We start from the raw sequence: 17,234 nt of genomic DNA, 5'->3' as shown, positions 1-17,234 counted from the left end.
AAATCCTGCGAAAGAGCTCGTGCCATCCATGCTGGCCTCCACATCCCAGCCAGCAGGATGAATCACAAACTCGCCCCGAAGGGAATCCCTCACCGAGTCAGTCGGAGCGGAAAACGCTCTAGGCCTAAAAAAATGGCGATTATGTCTTTGACAAACGCAGATCGGTGATCTAGGGTTTCTCTCACAGGGAGAAGCCGTCGTGTCCGTTCTAAATCGTCCGCAGTTCCAAGATGAAGCCGCTGCCTTCGCCTATGTCGAGGCCGAGATTTGGCCGGAAGGTCCGGTTTGCCCGCATTGCGGCGGTGTGGAACGCATTAGCGCGATCAAGCCGAACCCGGAAAAGAAGGTCCGCATGGGCCTGAAGTTCTGCGGCCAGTGCCGTCGCCAATTCACCGTGCGCGTCGGTACGATCTTCGAGGACAGCCACCTTCCCATGACGAAGTGGCTGCAAGCGATCTATCTCATCTGTTCTAGCAAGAAGGGCATCAGTGCCCACCAGCTGCACCGCACGCTGGAGATTACTTACAAGGCCGCGTGGTTTCTTGGCCATCGCGTTCGTGAAGCGATGCGCTCCGGCGATCTCGCGCCGTTTGGTGGCGAAGGCGGCATTGTCGAGGTAGACGAGACTTTCATCGGCCGCATCAAGGGCGCACCGAAGAAGCGTGCGTTTCACCACAAGATGAAGGTGCTGGCGCTGATCGACCGCGACAGCGGCAAGGCGCGCACGATGGTTGTGGATGACGTGACGGCCAAGACCCTAATGCCGATCGTTCGCGCCAACGTCGCCAAGGAAGCGACGATCATGACCGACGAGCATAACGCCTACACGAAGATTGCCGATCATTTCGCGGGCCATGGCACGACCACGCACAGCGCCGGTCAGTACGTCGATTTCAATGATCGCACGATACACAGTAACACCGTTGAGGGCTATTTCAGCATCTTCAAGCGAGGCATGAAAGGCGTTTACCAGCACTGTGGCGAGCAGCATCTACATCGCTATCTCGCCGAATATGAGTTCCGCTATAACAACCGGACCGCGCTCGGCATCAATGATAGCGCGCGATCCGATGCAGCGTTGCGCGGCTTCGTCGGCAAGCGCCTGACCTATGGGGGGCCTAGTTCGGTCGCCTAAGCTGCGCGTTCAATACGAGCTACCGATGCCGCTTCCGAGGGTTTACAAGCGTCGAAAAACATGATTCAACACGGATGCGGTTGGCGTCTAATGACACGGGCCCCATCGGAACTTCCCGAAAGGGATAGTTAGGAAGTGCGGCCGCACATTTTTCAGTAGTGGTGCACGGTTCCGTGCTCCCATAATTCGTACTCGTAATTGATCTTTTTCGCTATCAGATCGTACGAGCGCGTATCCTGTCGCTCCCATTTCCGCTGAATCGCCCACGTGCAATAATCCGCTAACTGGAGGCATGGGTCCGTTTGGGATGGCCAAAACGCGGTCCTAAGCCGCTCTCGCGGTACGATTTGACGGCATACGTCTTTTACAGCGTCCTCGAACGATACCCGTTTGGCGGCTTTGCCAATGGTCGCCGCAGTGACCATCAGGCTGTCTTTCGCCGCTAAGAATCGGTTAGATGAGTGCCGCAAGTGGTAGAGCCACCCGTACTGATAAAAGCGGTCCTCAGTTGTACGTGTTTGCGGCTGGGCCTTGCTCTTTTCCATGATGGTGGCTTGGATCGAAAAATCGTGGCGGGCGATCCGCTCATAGACGGCATCTCGAACCCGCTGCTTGTCATAAGTGCAATGAAAAAAATCGCGGATCGGCTCCCCCTGCCAAGCCAGCCGACGCTTCAGCATCAGCATGTCTTGACCGATCGAGCAATCGCCGGTCGCAACCGTGCAGAGAATATAGTATTTGCTAGCGCCGGGTTGGCGCGAGAAATTGAAATCGCCAGCTTCATCGGCGAATAGAAAGACCGCCCCCATGGCCAAGGAACAGACCGTGACAGCCGCCCAAAGTCAACTCGACAAGTTCAAAGAGACCGCCCGAGACCTCGAATGCGACGAGGACGAGGACGCCTTCAAAGCGAAGCTGCGCAAGATCGCCACGGCGCCAAAGCCTGCGCCGGAGAAGCCCTCCTAGAGCAACGAATCCTGCCTATCGCTGCCGGTCTCGGCTTTAGCCGAACGCACGGCGTCAAGGCGAGCCATGGGCAGGTTCAGACGGTCGCCACGCAGGATTTCCGCAACGGTTATCACCTGTAGCCGATCATCCTCGCGGTGCAGCAAGGGATGCTTATACTTGCCCGCCGCGACGATCTCATCACGCATCGCCTTCGTCGGGGCATCCATAGAGATAAGAAAGCCGAACTCAGCCTTTTCGCGTTGCCGATCGCTATTGAGGGTCGCCAGTGTATTCCGAGTGGCCCCGCCTGATTTGACCTGAAAGATGGCCTTTCCGTTCGTGGAGGCGTCGATAAGGAAGAATGCGGTGCCGTCGATTCCAGCGTCCGCACCCTTCTTCTCGTTGATCCGCGCCTGATTGTTCGAATAGGTCAGTACCGACCATTTTTCGAACTCCTTGCGTGTCTTGTCGTCCTTCCGGTTCGCGAGCGCGACCGCTGAGGCGATATCGCGCGGCACGCCATCTAGCAGAATGCCAGCCTCGATCGCGGGCCATTCCGCCGGGTACTTGTCCTGTAGGCGTTTGAGGATCAGCGAGATAGACTGATAGGTGATGTCGATCCCGATCCAGCGCCGCCCAAGGCGCTGCGCAACCGCTACGGTCGTGCCGCATCCACAATAGGCATCTAGCACTACGTCCCCCTCGTTAGATGACGCCTTGATGATGCGCTCTAGGATGATTTCCGGCTTCTGAGTGGGGTAGCCAAGACGCTCTGGGTCTTTCTGTTGCAGATGGCTAATCGGCCAAACATCGGCGGGAATTACGCCCTCGTCATCATAGTATTTATATATCTTGCCGTTCGACTTGATTGATCTAAATGCTCGGCCATCTTCGTCGATATGCTTCTTCATATGGTTATGTCGCGTTTCGCCTCTAGGTGAGGACACGGCGGCAGCGTTAAAAACGAAGTCCTTGGACTTGCTATAGCGGAAGATAACGTCGTGCTTTCGGGCAAAGTCTGACTTGGCGCGCCCGCCAGACTCATACGACCATATTATTTCATTCCTGAAATCGCCGCCTTGCCCGCAGAACACCGCGTCCAGAATGAGTTTGAGGTAATGCGATGCGGTAGGGTCGCAATGGAGATAGAACGTGCCGGTTGGCTTAAGGACGCGGCGAATCTCGACAATCCGGAGCGTCATGTGGATAAGGTAGGCGAGCAGGCTGCCGCGTTTTAGCACCTTCTCCAGCCCACGTAGCAGCTCGACGGTTTGTTCGGTCAGCCTGCCGGATTGAAGCTGTGCGATGTCGGTGATCCATGCGATCCCGTCGTTCGCCTCGTCGCCCCATTCCCAGGTATCGACAAACGCTTGCGCCTGGGCGCGATCCTCGCCGCCCTGATTGTTGTATATCTGAAAATAGTTGCGCTTCGAGTTGAACGGCGGATCGATGTAGCAGAGGTCAACGCTTTCGCTGGCTATCTTGCGTCGAAGCACGTCGAGGTTGTCCCCGTAATACAGTTCATTCTGCTTGGGGCTTGCCCCGGTCGCCTTCGCCATTCAAACCCCCTCCAACTATGGGGAAGGGCTACTAATTGATTGTGCGTTTGTCAAAGACATATTCGCCAAAAAAATAAGGCAGAAACGGCTTAAAACCAATGGTTTAGCCAAGGACGAGACCTCCAAAAAGACTTACACATGTCTTACACATTTTGGAGTTCTCACAATGCCGGTAGAAACCCATCTCCTGATGGATGGAGCGCTGCACGTCTATCGGCGTGAGAACAGCCGCTTCTGGCAATGCGCGACCTACCTGGGCAGTCAGAATCATCGACAGACAACCAAGGAGGTCAGCCTTGCTGCCGCCAAGGATTTCGCGCGCGACTGATACATGGAGCGCTGCGTCGAGGATCGCCAGCGCCGACGCGGTGGCGTTCCCTTACTGGACGGCCCCGTCCAGCCTCTGATCGCCGGACCCGGCGCGCCGACCGATGGTCGGCGTCGGCGAACGCCAACCGGCCCGAGTTTCGAGGATGCAGCGGATGCGTTTACCAGTGAGTTCGAGGTTATCACCCTTGGCGAGCGCAACGCCGGATATGTGAAATCGAAGTCCGACCACATCCGCGTTCACCTTCTGCCGTTCTTTGGCGACACGGCCCTTGAGCAGCGCTAAACAGCGGAACTTGAACAACGCCGTATGGTTGAGCCTTCGATATGAAACTTTGAAGGAACCGCTGTGTCGCATTCTCCCCCCATCCCCCCAGGCAATGTTTCTCCTTACCCCATAAACGAGCACCTCCACGCCCAGGTTGAGCCTAAGGTCGCGCCGAGCGCACCAGAGCTACAAGAGGAGCGTGGCGTCCTTGCCGAGCTTCGAGAGCAAGTGTCACCAACGAAGGTCGGCGCGGCGGTCGCGGTGGCGGCGGCTGGAATTGCGGCCCTGGTTGTTGGCCGCCGCATTGCGCGCGACATTAGCAAAAAGGCCACGCCAAAAGCCGACAATCAGTCAAAGCGCGGCGGCCGTGATCCCCGGACGGTCGCAAAGAACAAAGGATACGAGGTCTCGTATTTCGCGAACAAGCATCGCATCTCATTGCAGCAAGCGAGAGATCTGATCGCAAGCATCGGCAACAATCGACAGCAGCTCAATGCTGCAGCATCAAAGCTTGATAGTCAGCGCCGGCAGCGTTCTTAATCGTGCGCCGATTTCAACAGCGGTCCTGAGCTGGACGGAGATTCAATTTCAAGTTATCTGCTGTGACAGCTATGTGTCTAATTTCAGTCATACATTTGATGCACTATGTTTTCCGGAACCTGCCGGACCGCTCGGCACAAAATTAACGCGAATTCGCTTGACCATCTTACAGGGTGAACCTCGTGGCGCGCCGACAGTGCGCCGTATCGCCTACTTCACGTCGCTGCAGCCGCGCTCGTGATTTCGGTGATGATCGACTTCGTCGTCAGGCCGTAGCGCTAAGGCAATCGGAAAGGTGCGTTCGGGTTGGAAAGCGCCTAACGGCTGAAACTAGCTTGAAAGGCGTGTCATGGACAATTGGAGTGAGTACCTCACAACACGAACAGGGTTCCGCTTCCACGTCCGGCCGGTTCGCTCGGACGATGAGGGTAAGCTGGCGGAGTTTTTCTCCAATGTGACGCGTGACGATCTTCGATTCCGGTTTCTAACTGGTTTGAACGAGATCGGGCGTGACCGAATTGCAACTCTCGCGAACGTCGATCACGAGCAAACCGAGAATTTTCTGGCATTTGGCGACGATAACAGCGCTGTGCTTGCAACCGGCACGCTCGCCCGCGATCCCACGATGATCCGTGGTGAAGTCGCGATCACGATCCGGGATGACTTCAAGGACCGCGGCATCAGCTGGGAATTGCTAATCCACATCGCCCATTATGCTGAGGCAAACGGGATCAAGACCCTTGAATCGATCGAAAGCCGCGAAAACCACGTAGCCATCGAGCTGGAACGCAACATGGGATTCACAGTTGAGCCGTATCCGGGGGATCCCACGCTAGTGCTCGTACGCCGCGAGTTTCACCAGACGATTGATTGATTCGGACAGCCCCAGGAGGAGTTGAGCAGGCGCGCGTAGTTTGCAGGGGACGACGTGCCCTCCAACCAACACGGATAATTAGGGGCGTGGGCACTATCGCTCCATGTGACGTCGCGGCGAGATCAAGTCGTCAAGAGCCGATAGGCATGGCGCGCAATCTGGTTGTTTTCCTCGGACATCAGCACCCGGATGCCGCAGCGTGATGAGAAACCCGCGGGATTGCCACTTGCGGATCGAGGGCCGCTAATCGCGAGCTCTACCCCGAGACAGGCAAGTCGACCGCAGACTTCCTCGCGCGTGTCTCCGTCATGCTCGCCGATGCCGCCGGTAAAGACGAGCAGATCGAGGCCGCCAAGCGACACCATCATCGCGGCGATCTGCTTGGCGACCGAGATGTAAAACATCTCAACGGCAAGCTGGCAGTCACGACTTTCAATCTCAGCTGCATGGAGCCGGCGCATGTCCCCACTCACTCCGGAGATGCCTAGCATGCCGGATTGGTGATCCACGAGCTGCTCTAACGATGCAAAGTCATAGCCCTTCTCGCGCAGCAGGTAGATTATGACGCCGGGATCCAGCTCGCCGCTGCGCGTCCCCATCAAGACTCCACCAGAGGGCGTGAACCCCATGCTGGTATCGATCGAGCGGCCGTCGCGGATGGCGGTAACGCTGCTGCCGCTGCCGAGGTGGGCGACAATCAGGCGAGCCGGACATTCGTCGCCGAGCTGGTGCACGATTGATTCACAGGAGAGGCCATGAAAGCCAAATCGCTGAATGCCCGCATCCCGCAGCGCGCGAGGGAGCGGTAGCGTCCGCGCGACCTCGGGCATGCCGGCATGGAATGTAGTGTCGAAGCAGGCGACCTGCGGCAGACCGGGGAATGCCGTTTCAGCCGCTTCGATCATCGATATCGCTGCCGGCGCGTGTAGCGGAGACATCGCGCTGGCGAGACGTAACTGTTCGAGCACGCGATCGTCGATGCGGCAATGTTCGCGCAGCCCAGTGCCACCATGGACGACGCGGTGCCCAATCGCTTGGGGAGCCAGTATCGCTGCCTGGGACACCAGATTACGGATGATCCCCACCGCTGTGATTGGGTTGTCATCGGCCAGCGAAACGTCCGGCAGTGCTGTCCCGCTCGCGTCAGACGCGCGCAGCGTGCGCCCGGTTTTCTCACCGCTCATCACGGCACGCACGTCGACACCCTGAGTGTCGAACAATCCAAACTTGAGCGATGACGAGCCGCTGTTGAGCGTGAGTATGATCACCGCTCCCAACGCCAGTCGCGCACCTCCGGCATGTCTTCGCCATGCTCGGCAACGTAAAGCTTGTGACGTTCCATCGTCGTCCAATAGCGCGCGATCTCCACCGCGACGCGATCCTTTAATCGCGGAATGCGCGTGATCGCGTCGAGTGCGAGCTGGTAGCGGTCGAGATTGTTGAGAACGACCATGTCGAACGGCGTGGTCGTCGTGCCCTCCTCCTTATAGCCGCGCACATGGATATTGGCGTGGTTGCGGCGACGATAAGTCAGCTTGTGAATCATCGCGGGATAGCCGTGGAAGGCGAAAATCACCGGTTTGTCGGGGGTGAACAGATCGTCGAAATCCTCGTCTGACAATCCATGCGGGTGCTCGGATTGCGGTTCGAGCACCATCAGGTCGATGACGTTCACGACACGAATGCGAATATCGGGCACATAGTCGCGCAGCAGCATGGTCGCCGCCAGCGCCTCGACGGTCGGCACATCGCCCGCACAGGCCATTACGACGTCGGACTCGCCTTCGTCGCTCGCCCATTGCCAGATGCCGGCTCCCGCGGCGCAATGCACGACCGCGTCATCGATGTTCAGCCATTGCCATTCGGGCTGTTTCCCAGCGACGATCAGGTTGATATAGCCGCGGCTGCGCAGGCAATGGTCCGCGACGGACAGTAGACAGTTTGCATCCGGCGGCAGGTAGATGCGTGCCACGTCAGCCTTCTTGTTGGCGATGTGATCAATAAAACCCGGATCTTGATGCGACAGACCATTATGGTCCTGCCGCCAGACGTGGCTGGTGAGCAGATAGTTGAGCGAGGCGATCGGCTTGCGCCACGGTATCTTGGCGCTGACCTTCAACCACTTGGCGTGTTGGTTCACCATTGAATCGACGATGTGGATGAAGGCTTCGTAGCACGAAAAGAAGCCGTGGCGGCCCGTTAGAAGATAGCCCTCCAGCCAGCCCTGGCAGAGATGCTCACTAAGCACCTCCATCACCCGCCCCGACGTCGACAGGTTTTCGTCGACCGGCTCGACGGCAGCCATCCAAACCTTGCCCGACACGTCATAGACTGCATTTAAGCGGTTCGAAGCGGTCTCGTCAGGACCGAACAACCGGAGGTTCGCGGCGGACAGGCTCAGCTTCATGACATCACGCAGGAAGCCGCCGAGCACGCGGGTAGCCTCGCCCCGAACGCTGCCCGGCGCGGCAACCCGCACCGCATGGTCACGAAAACGCGGCATGGCGAGTGGCTCTCGTAGTCCGCCATTCGCATGCGGGTTTGAACCCATCCGGCGGTGGCCGGTCGGCGCGAGTGCCGCCAGTTCCTCGATCAGCTTGCCGTCGCCGTCGAACAGCTCCTCGGGCTTATAGCTGCGCATCCATGCCTCGAGCTGGGTGAGATGCTCGGGATTCTTGAAATCTGCGATCGGCACCTGGTGCGCGCGCCACGTACCCTCGACCGGCTTGCCGTCGACCTCTTTCGGCCCGGTCCAGCCCTTGGGCGTGCGAAACACAATCATCGGCCAGCGGGGCCGTTCGAGCTCTTCGCCGCCCATCCGCGCCGCGGCTTGGATCGCCCTGATCTTCTCCAGCACAATATCGAGCGTGGCGGCAAGCTGCTGATGGACCAGCGCGGGATCGTCACCTTCTACGAAGAAGGGTTCGTGACCATAGCCGCGCAGCAGATCGGTCAACTCCTGTCGGCTGATCCGCGCGAGCACAGTCGGATTGGCGATTTTGAAACCGTTAAGGTGCAGGATCGGTAGTACTGCACCGTCGCGTGCGGGATTCAGAAACTTGTTGGAGTGCCAACTCGCCGCCAGTGGCCCGGTTTCCGCCTCGCCATCGCCAATGACGCACGCGACGACCAGGTCGGGATTGTCGAACGCCGCACCATAAGCGTGGGCCAGCGAATAGCCCAGTTCTCCCCCCTCATGGATCGAGCCCGGCGTCTCCGGCGCGACGTGGCTGGGGATTCCACCTGGCCACGAGAATTGCCGGAACAGACGCTGCATGCCGCCTCGGTTTCGTTCGATCGCGGGATAAAGCTCGGTGTAGGACCCTTCGAGATAGGTGTGTGCCACAATCCCCGGACCGCCATGGCCCGGTCCGATGATGTAAATCATGTCGAGATCATGCTCGACGATCAAACGGTTGAGGTGAACGTAGAGGAAGTTGAGGCCAGTCGTTGTGCCCCAATGGCCGAGCAGCCGCGGCTTGATGTGCTCCAGAGTGAGAGGCGCCTCCAACAGCGCATTGTCGCGCAGGTAGATCTGGCCGACCGACAGGTAATTGGCGGCTCGCCAGTAGGCGTTCATCCGGTCGAGGAGATCGGGCGACAGGGTATCAGTCATGGAAATCTCCGAATGAACGACGTTGGACCGTGTGCTGAAAGGGTTGCACGGCCGCTGGGCGGCAGCGCGAACTTCGATGGCCACGAACGCGGTGGATATACGAACACCGCGAATATACGGCCTGCACTACTGAACGCTTGGGGCCACATTATGACCGCGTTGAAGTCGAGCGGCCAAAAACAGGCCGGGATTCGTTCGTCACCGCGCGCAGCGGTGCGCGGGCGTGCTGGGCGTGGGCTCCAATTCGGCGAAGCATCGTATGGTGACGACGACTTCGCCGCAGATTTGCACAGCGAGCCGGTTCCAGTGACACAGGTTCACGCCCGACGATGACCGTTATCAAGAAAATCTTGCTGTAGTCAGATCGTCAGAGCGGGCCGATCATCACAAATCCCAGAAAAAGCACGGACGCCGCGATCATTACAGCAGTGGCCGCCCAGCCGAAGAAGATCTGCCTGCGGGATATCACTATGCGCCCCATAGCCCGTGGGTTGCGCACGATCAGCATCATCACGACCATCAATGGACCTGCCAGAATACCGTTGACGACCGCTGCCCAGTATAATGCTCGAGCTGGGTCGATACCGACGCCGTTCAAGGCCGCACCCGCCAGTGTCGTCCCTGCGATCGTTCCGTAAAACAGGCGAGCGGACAACGGCTTTGCGTCGAGGCTACCTGCGATTCCCGCCATTTCCGTCACAGCGTAGGCTGCTGATCCGGCTAGGACCGGGACTGCCAGCAGGCCGGTACCGATGATGCCGACCGCGAACATAGCGAAAGCAAATTGTCCAGCGATCGGCCGGAGAGCTTCGGCCGCTTGTGACGAGGTTGTGATGTCTCGCACTCCGCTTGCGTGTAGCGTCGCGGCAGTCGCGAACACGATGGCAAGAGATATGATGGTGCTGAAGGCCATGCCGGTGAGCGTATCGATCCGAATGCGCTTAAGTTCGGGACCGGCAGCGGTCGGCGTAAGGCATAGCGGTTTGGCGTGGTGACGGTGCTGCTCCTCTATCTCCTGCCCGGCCTGCCAGAAGAATAAATACGGGCTTATCGTGGTGCCGAGGATGGCAACGAATGCGGTCGCGTAAGCGGCGTTGAACTGAAGTTCCGGAACTACGAGCGAGCGCAGCGCATGTGCCCAAGGTACTTTGGCGACAATGACAACCGCAACATACGTGAACAGCGAAAGCGTGGTCCACTTTAAGATTGCGGCGTAACGCGGATAGCTAAGGGCAACTTCCAGAACGATACACACTAAACCAAACAGCAGCGTGTAGAGTCCGGCATTGCCGCCCACGAGTAGCGTGAGAGCCGCACCCATCGCACTCAAATCGGCCCCAAGATTGATGATGTTCGCGATCAGCAATAATGAGACCATGAACAATAAGACCATGCGTGGATAATGCCGCCGCAGGTTACGCGCTATGCCTGCGCCGGTGACACTCCCAATCTCGGCCGCGATTTGTTGTATTGCGACCATCAGCGGGAAACTGAGAACAAAAGTCCAGGCCAGCCCATAACCGAATTGGGCGCCGACTTGGCTATGCGTGCCAATACCGCTGGGGTCGTCATCAGCCGCGCCGGTAATCAGGCCCGGCCCCAGCGACCTCAAAAATGCACGAAAACCTGTTTGGGAATTTTCTGTGGGCAGATCGGTCATCGCTGATCAGTCGCACGTGCCCCGTAGACCAGCAACATTGAATGACAGCCCACTGTCAAAGTTACAATCTCAATGGCGTGTTTCAGGCCGTGCCGCCCGAAAGCGGACAGTCGGCAAATGATGCTGTGGACGGCTCTCCAATCTCCCGCGCTAATGTGGGGAGCTGGAAGGAGAGCAACGATGGATGGGATTACGACGATTGGGCTGGATATCGCGAAGTCGGTATTTCAGGTGCACGGCATCGACATATCGGGGAAAGTGCTGACCCAGAAGCGGCTGTCTCGAAGCCGACTGTTGCCGTTCTTTGCCAAGCTGCCACCATGTCTGGTTGGGATTGAGGCTTGCAGCACATCCCACCATTGGGCTCGGGAGCTGATCGCGCTCGGTCACGATGTCCGGTTGATGCCGGCGCAGTATGTGAAACCGTACGTGAAGCGCAGCAAGAATGACGCGGCTGATGCCGAGGCAATCTGCGAAGCGGTGACCCGCCCGACGATGCGGTATGTGCCAGTAAAGACAGCAGAGCAGCAGAGCGTCATGATGCTTCATCGGGTCCGGCTGATGCTCAGCCGCCAGCGCACTCAACTATCTAACTCGATGCGATCTCATCTTGCAGAGTTCGGAATCGTAGCGCCAATCGGGCGGAAAGGCGTGGAGCAGCTGTTGGCCGTTATTGCCAACGAGGATGATGCGCGCGTGCCGCCAGATGCCCGCTTATGTCTCGAAATGCTCGTCGCTCAGTTGGTCGTCGTAAAGAGCCAGATTCTTGAAAACGATCGTCGAGTTATGGAAAGCGCACGTAAGACCGAGCTTGGTCAGCGCTTGATGGAGGTTCCCGGGGTCGGGCCTTTGCTCGCCAGCGCAATTGTCGCGACAGTGGCGGATCCGAAGGCCTTCAAAAGCGGGCGTAGCCTCGCCGCCTGGATCGGGCTGGTGCCCAAGCAAAACTCCAGCGGCGGCAAAGAGCGACTGGGCAGCATAACAAAGGCCGGCAACCGCAATTTGCGATCGATGCTAGTGGTCGGGTCGATGGCGGTCATTCGCTATGCTCAGCGCAATGGGACCAAACGGCCTTGGCTAGTTCAGCTGATGGCGCGGCGGTCGGTCAAAGTGGCGGCCGTCGCGCTCGCCAATAAGACCGCCAGGATGGTCTGGGCATTGATGACCAGCGGCGAGCGATATCGAGAACCAGCGGTAGTAACTGCTTAAAGATCAGGCGCACTGGCGCTGACGATGTTGGGAAGGGCGGACAGGAGCTAATGCAACAAGCCGGTTGATACCGCCGGATCAGGAAAACCCACTTGGGCCGTGCACCTCGAGTGCGAGCAACCGATCGGGACCTGAACCGCGCGAATGGCATTATGGCCAGCGGCACATGATAAGGCCGCATTAAAGGCCGGACACATGGCCGCACCAACCAGCGAACTGCGAACGCTCAGAAAAGCACTTGCCAACGGAGAGCCGTCCACACACGGCCCAATTTTAGCCAGAAAGCACAGAGCGAAGGAACGTCCGCTTTCGGGCATCTGCGGATGGCCTTTTTACGTCTGGGTTTGGGCGTTAGCCGACTGTCTGGAAAGGAAGATGCGCAGCGACCCACGAGTTTTGCGAAGGCTCAAGTCCAAAATCGGCATGTGACGCCGGGACATATCAGGTGACTTGTCGTGTGACGCATCGCCCGTTACAGCCAGTTTTAAGCGGCAGATCGATCGTTCTAAATCAAAGGCTTACGAGCTAAAGTGGCTGAGTTGGAAGTGGGCCGTATCCTGCCGCCCCAGCCAACCATTCGGTGGTGGGCAAGTTGTTGTGATCAAACGATAAACTCTGCGATTCAAATCCAGTGGCCATATGGGGAGGCACCCCGCTCTGGCTCCTGCATTTCACCTGTGCGCCGGCATCGCGAATCCCGCAAGAGTCGGAATTCGCTTCCAACCTTCTTACCGCTTCCGTCGTTGCGGCAGGAGCGGGTTAGCTGATCATTGTTGCGACTGGCGATCAAGAACTCGTCCTGGCATCGGCTTCTGTTCGACCCGGCGACGGCAAGCGAGTAATATAAAAACCGTCAGCGGAACCATGCCGCGTGCTGTCCTTGCGTGGCGAAGCTGCGCGCCAGCCAGTGTCCTGGTACCAATTCCGCGAATTGCTGCTTTTGCTCGGACGTGGCACCCATAGCTACGATCATTAGCGAGAACGGCGTCTGCTCAGACTTGCCCTGCGTGCTCAGAAACTTCACCCGTCCCTGCAGCAGGAAGATGTCAGCGTCGGCGCTCAACGTGTCGTGGAAAAATGCCGAATCGGTCCGCACCGGAACCAAGCAGACCGCTGTCGCGACCTTACCTGCGCGCCACTGATCGTGGGCGCGCCGAAGCCAGGCAAGCATGTTGGAAAAGGGCGGATTGACGTAGGCAAGTTGACCGGACCAATCGTCGACGAGGCCGTCACCACCCTCGCTCAGAAGGATCCGACGACGCGCCACCACCGGGCTACGCAGGTCGGCACAAGGGTCAAGGTCGACAGGGCCGAAGGCAGCATAGATGTCATCCATGAAGTCAGGCGGCGTGAAGCGGCTGTCCCGATCCGCCTTGTCGCCCTGTCCCCAAAACGATCTTTCGGGGGCTCGGCGGCGAGCGCTTGGGGCGAGTACCGCCAGCACCTTCACCAGGCTTGCAACCGATCCGCCCCCGCTCTCCAGGCTGGTCACGGTCGTCCGCGACAGACCTGCCTTTGCCGCCACCTGATCCAGCGACAACGATCGCTTGTGACGCCGATAACGCAACTGTTCAGGGAGAGACGTGCCGGGACCGAGACCGGTCAGACGGAAATTTAACGCCGTCATAACCGCAATCAGCGTCGCGACCGAGCCTACGCCTGCTTCGAGCCTTTTGATGGTCTGGACGTCGAGAGCAATCCGATCGGCCAAAGCTCGTTGTGACAAGCCGGATGCTCGACGGGCCTTCCGTATTTCTTCGATGAGTATCTGACACCTCCCGAGGCCACATTCTGAACCGCGTTAGATCGGCGCTGGGGGCTATGTGACACAAGCCTCCTCGATTGCAACTTTGGTGAAAAACGGAATGGCGGCTTCTGGGCGCTGTAATTGGGTAAGCGGACGTTCGTTCAGCCAAGTCCAGCTGACAGCTAAGCGCCAGATCTTTGGCCGTTCAGTCGGCACGCGCGTTCGCACTGTTCGACGCGATGCCGGCCGTGCTTGCGTTCTGGGTCTCGCTCCGTACCGGGGCGGGCGGACCGTTCGCGCGGATTGGTTCCGTCGTTGCAGGCCTCCCCTGCGGCGTAGCGGCACTAGCTGTGCCGCGCGGAAAATTAGCGCTTCGTCCTGGGCCGTCGAGCGCAGGAAGTCATCGACTATCTCAGCGGCACTCTGCGTATCAGCAACTCTCAGAAGCCTATGTGGCCATCAGGGCCGATAAGGACACTGCCCCAGACATCGAGTCGACCGGTCCAATCAAGCCTGGCGACAGCGACGCACGCGTTCCCGCCCTCGTCACGCAGCTTCGCAGCGACGCTTATCTACCCAATGGCAAGCAGGAAGCAGGTTCGACCCTGTACACGCAGACCATTTCCGAAGCCGTAGCCCAGCTTCAGCGCGATTACGGTATCGCCGCGGATGGCGTGGTCGGCCCGGATACGCTCAAGGTGCTGAATTTCGGCGCGGACGACCGCGCCCGCGCGCTGGCCGTGGCGCTGGAGCGGCGCCGCTGGTTGTCACGGACGCCGCCCGCGACCCGGATTGACGTCAACGTCGCGGCTGCGGAGCTGCTTTATTACCGCGATGGCAAGCTGGTGGACGAGCGCAAGGTGATCGTCGGCCAACCGGGCAAGGAGACGCCATTTCTGCTCGCTCCGATATATCGCCTCGTCGCCAACCCGACCTGGACGGTTCCCAAGTCGATCCAGCGCGGCGAACTGGCAGGGGTGAGTGGTCCCTATCTGAAGCAGCATGACATGGTAAAACGCGGCGGCTGGATTGTGCAGCGTTCCGGCCCCAGCAATGCGCTGGGGTTGGTTAAATTCGACATGCGCGACGATGTGGCCATTTACCTGCACGATACGTCGAACCGAGCGCTGTTCGATCGCAGCCAACGTCATCTGACCCACGGCTGCGTTCGGGTGGACGATGCCCTTGGCTTCGCCGACCGGCTTGCCGAGGAGGAGGGCGTTGCCGACCGGTGGCACCAGGCCCGCGCGTCGGGCAAGCAGACCTTTGTGCCACTTCCGCGTGAGATCCCGGTTCGGCTGCTCTATTAAAACGTGTTCGTGGGCACAAACGGCGATGTGACGTTCCGCACCGATCCATACGGCTGGAACGAGCCGGTCGCCACCGCGCTTGGCTTCTCCAACGGGTCAGCGAAACGCGCCACCGCACAAGGAGTCGACGTCGGACCCTAATGGTCTGCTGGTCAGCTTGCTCCAACACACCAGTCCGCACCAGCCAAAGGGATGACGCATGACCGAACGCGCCGATATCGACTTCTATGATGTCGTGCTCCGCCCGGACCCAGGGCGCACGGTGGTGCGCCCATTCGAGCCTGGTTATCCGACCGGCTTCGACGATGGCGCAACCAGAACCCAGGAAGTCGTCGATCTCATCCTCGGGCTCGACGAGGCAGAACTCAATCGGCAGCTTGTCGGCGTCACGCATTCCTTGGACGAGAACCACCGCGACGTCGATGCAACGCTGCTCCGACGCTTCTCCGAGATTGCCTCCTCGATCCCCGGCTCCGAGCGGTTCGAGCCGGCGCAACAGCGGTCGATCGGCGCTTATTTTAGCCAGGAATATGCCTGCGAGACGGCAGCACTCTTCAACCCGAGTGTCGTGTTGCACCCCGATCAGGCGGACGTCGCTCAAGGGTCGGTGCGCTTCCTCCTCTCGCTGCGTGGGATCGGCGAAGGTCATGTCTCGTCGGTGACGTTTCGGACGGGCGTCTGGACACCGGGCGGCGCGCTTGATCTGCCCCCTTCTGAGTGGTCCAAAATCAATGTTATTTTGGGTCACGAGGGAGATTGGGAATGCCATCGAAGAAGCACAAGCCGGAGGAGATCATCGGCAAGCTGCGTGAGGCGGAGATCGTTCTGGCGCAGGGCGGGTCCGCAGCGGAGGCGTCTCGCCGGATCGCAGTCAGCGAGCAGACTTACTACCGCTGGCGCAAGGAATATGGCGGTCTGAAGACCGACCAGGCGCGGCGGATGAAGGACCTCGAGAAGGAGAATGGCCGGCTGCGCCGAGCGATCTCGGATCTGACGCTCGACAAGCTGATCTTGCAGGAGGCTGCACGGGGAAACTTCTGAGCCCCGCGCGGCGGCGGCGCTGCATCGATCATGTCCGGCAACTGCTGCCGGCGTCCGAGCGACGGATATGCCGTGTACTCGGGCAGCATCGATCGACGCAGCGCACGGTGCCGCGCGGGGCTGACGACGAGCAGGCGCTGACTGAAGATATCATAGCCCTCGCGAAGCAATATGGGCGCTATGGCTATCGCCAGGTGACGGCGCTGCTGCGCAGCGCGGGGTGGAGCCTGAACCGCAAGCGGGTCGAACGCATCTGGCGGCGCGAGGGTCTGAAGGTGCCACAGAAGCAGCCGAAGCGCGGCCGGCTGTGGTTGAATGACGGGTCGTGCATCCGGCTGCGCCCCGAATATCCCGGTCACGTCTGGGCCTATGACTTCGTCGAGGGCCGCACCCATGACGGTCGCAAGTTCCGCATCCTGACGATCATCGACGAGGCCAGCCGCGAATGCCTGGCGCTGATCGTTGCCCGCCAGCTCCGTCACGAAGACGTGCTGGCCGCGCTCGCCGAGCTGTTCATCGCGCGCGGTCCGCCAGCCAATATCAGGTCCGATAATGGCAGCGAATTTATCGCGACGGCGGTGCAGAAATGGCTCGGTCAGATCGGGGTCAAGACCCTTTATATCGCGCCCGGTTCACCTTGAGAGAACGGCTACAACGAGAGCTTCAACGGGTCGCTTCGCGACGAACTGCTCAACGGCGAGATCTTCTACAGCCTCGCCGAGGCCAAGGTGCTGATCGAGGCTTGCCGGCGGCATTACAACACCGCCCGTCCGCATAGCAGTCCGGGCTACCGACCACCGGCACCGGAAGCCGTTTAATCGCCAGTGCCGCCCTCCGGTTCCGCTTCGCTCTACCTCCGGCCAGCACTGGCGATGGAGGTGACAGCTCCCTAACAATCAAGCTGGACCACTCGGTGGGGGCCGGTCACGCCGCCGGAGATCCGAACACAGCAGCAAATAGACGCATGGTCGATAACACCGTTCCACCCGTGGGAATGTAA

The 17,234-nt window shown here is 59.4% G+C and carries 15 protein-coding genes and 1 pseudogene; 9 read left to right on the top strand and 7 right to left on the bottom strand.

Annotated elements, in window-relative coordinates:
* Positions 1–199 precede the first annotated feature (199 nt).
* Positions 200–1,135 carry an IS1595 family transposase gene (locus tag ACM9ME_RS14925; protein WP_415644256.1) on the top strand — a complete coding sequence of 312 codons (936 nt, stop codon included), beginning with the start codon at positions 200–202 and terminating at the stop codon, positions 1,133–1,135.
* A 152-nt stretch (positions 1,136–1,287) separates the two neighbouring features.
* On the opposite strand, the gene ACM9ME_RS14920 is transcribed toward ACM9ME_RS14925, so the two are convergent.
* Positions 1,288–1,944 (bottom strand): DUF3800 domain-containing protein, encoded by a 657-nt coding sequence (locus ACM9ME_RS14920; RefSeq protein WP_415644255.1) that lies wholly within the window; start codon positions 1,942–1,944, stop codon positions 1,288–1,290.
* Here ACM9ME_RS14920 and ACM9ME_RS14915 point away from each other — a divergent pair.
* Positions 1,943–2,101 (top strand): hypothetical protein, encoded by a 159-nt coding sequence (locus ACM9ME_RS14915; protein ID WP_415644254.1) that lies wholly within the window; start codon positions 1,943–1,945, stop codon positions 2,099–2,101. The two genes, ACM9ME_RS14920 and ACM9ME_RS14915, sit on opposite strands and share 2 nt — an antisense overlap.
* On the opposite strand, the gene ACM9ME_RS14910 is transcribed toward ACM9ME_RS14915, so the two are convergent.
* The gene (locus tag ACM9ME_RS14910; RefSeq protein WP_415644253.1) at positions 2,098–3,642 is read right to left on the bottom strand and encodes a DNA-methyltransferase; all 1,545 of its coding nucleotides are present in this window, start codon (positions 3,640–3,642) and stop codon (positions 2,098–2,100) included. The two genes, ACM9ME_RS14915 and ACM9ME_RS14910, sit on opposite strands and share 4 nt — an antisense overlap.
* 166 nt (positions 3,643–3,808) lie before the next feature.
* Between ACM9ME_RS14910 and ACM9ME_RS14905 the strand changes: the two genes are divergently transcribed.
* The gene (locus ACM9ME_RS14905) at positions 3,809–3,970 is read left to right on the top strand and encodes a hypothetical protein (protein ID WP_415644252.1); all 162 of its coding nucleotides are present in this window, start codon (positions 3,809–3,811) and stop codon (positions 3,968–3,970) included.
* 51 nt (positions 3,971–4,021) lie between these two features.
* On the opposite strand, the gene ACM9ME_RS14900 is transcribed toward ACM9ME_RS14905, so the two are convergent.
* On the bottom strand, positions 4,022–4,273 hold the full coding sequence (locus ACM9ME_RS14900; RefSeq protein WP_415644251.1) for a hypothetical protein: 252 nt from the start codon (positions 4,271–4,273) through the stop codon (positions 4,022–4,024).
* Between the two features lie 45 nt (positions 4,274–4,318).
* Between ACM9ME_RS14900 and ACM9ME_RS14895 the strand changes: the two genes are divergently transcribed.
* Together ACM9ME_RS14895 and ACM9ME_RS14890 are read left to right on the top strand one after the other, a co-directional pair.
* Positions 4,319–4,777, top strand: coding sequence for a DUF3606 domain-containing protein (locus tag ACM9ME_RS14895; protein ID WP_415644250.1), 459 nt, complete (start codon positions 4,319–4,321; stop codon positions 4,775–4,777).
* 349 nt (positions 4,778–5,126) lie between these two features.
* Positions 5,127–5,651: a GNAT family N-acetyltransferase gene (locus ACM9ME_RS14890; RefSeq protein WP_415644249.1), complete on the top strand. Its 525-nt coding sequence runs from the start codon at positions 5,127–5,129 to the stop codon at positions 5,649–5,651.
* A 122-nt stretch (positions 5,652–5,773) separates the two neighbouring features.
* Here the strand turns inward: ACM9ME_RS14890 and ACM9ME_RS14885 are convergent, their stop codons facing one another.
* The 3 genes from ACM9ME_RS14885 to ACM9ME_RS14875 form a co-directional block, all read right to left on the bottom strand.
* Positions 5,774–6,919, bottom strand: a complete 1,146-nt coding sequence (locus ACM9ME_RS14885; RefSeq protein WP_415644248.1) for an acetate/propionate family kinase — start codon at positions 6,917–6,919, stop codon at positions 5,774–5,776.
* Positions 6,916–9,267 carry a phosphoketolase family protein gene (locus ACM9ME_RS14880; RefSeq protein WP_415644247.1) on the bottom strand — a complete coding sequence of 784 codons (2,352 nt, stop codon included), beginning with the start codon at positions 9,265–9,267 and terminating at the stop codon, positions 6,916–6,918. Before ACM9ME_RS14880 ends, ACM9ME_RS14885 begins: the two co-directional genes overlap by 4 nt.
* Before the next feature lie 367 nt (positions 9,268–9,634).
* Complete coding sequence (locus ACM9ME_RS14875) at positions 9,635–10,927, bottom strand: NRAMP family divalent metal transporter (RefSeq protein ID WP_415644246.1); 1,293 nt, start codon at positions 10,925–10,927, stop codon at positions 9,635–9,637.
* A gap of 180 nt (positions 10,928–11,107) precedes the next feature.
* Between ACM9ME_RS14875 and ACM9ME_RS14870 the strand changes: the two genes are divergently transcribed.
* Positions 11,108–12,136 (top strand): IS110 family RNA-guided transposase, encoded by a 1,029-nt coding sequence (locus ACM9ME_RS14870; RefSeq protein WP_415644245.1) that lies wholly within the window; start codon positions 11,108–11,110, stop codon positions 12,134–12,136.
* Positions 12,137–12,989: 853 nt separating this feature from the next.
* Here ACM9ME_RS14870 and ACM9ME_RS14865 read toward each other — a convergent pair.
* Positions 12,990–13,889 (bottom strand): DNA N-6-adenine-methyltransferase, encoded by a 900-nt coding sequence (locus ACM9ME_RS14865; RefSeq protein ID WP_415644257.1) that lies wholly within the window; start codon positions 13,887–13,889, stop codon positions 12,990–12,992.
* A 446-nt stretch (positions 13,890–14,335) separates the two neighbouring features.
* Between ACM9ME_RS14865 and ACM9ME_RS14860 the strand changes: the two genes are divergently transcribed.
* The 3 genes and pseudogenes from ACM9ME_RS14860 (at position 14,336) to ACM9ME_RS14850 (ending at position 17,127) form a co-directional block, all read left to right on the top strand.
* Complete coding sequence (locus ACM9ME_RS14860; protein WP_415644244.1) at positions 14,336–15,193, top strand: L,D-transpeptidase family protein; 858 nt, start codon at positions 14,336–14,338, stop codon at positions 15,191–15,193.
* Between the two features lie 199 nt (positions 15,194–15,392).
* On the top strand, positions 15,393–16,112 hold the full coding sequence (locus tag ACM9ME_RS14855) for a hypothetical protein (RefSeq protein ID WP_415644243.1): 720 nt from the start codon (positions 15,393–15,395) through the stop codon (positions 16,110–16,112).
* Positions 15,998–17,127, top strand: a pseudogene (locus ACM9ME_RS14850) (IS3 family transposase). The gene ACM9ME_RS14855 and the pseudogene ACM9ME_RS14850 overlap by 115 nt, the downstream one beginning before the upstream one ends.
* Positions 17,128–17,234 lie beyond the last annotated feature (107 nt).

Origin of the sequence: Sphingomonas antarctica (assembly GCF_965137005.1) — a bacterium.
GTDB lineage: Bacteria > Pseudomonadota > Alphaproteobacteria > Sphingomonadales > Sphingomonadaceae > Sphingomonas_O > Sphingomonas_O antarctica.
Note: the sequence above shows the minus strand (reverse complement) of the source record. Positions and strands in the feature narration are given on the sequence as shown.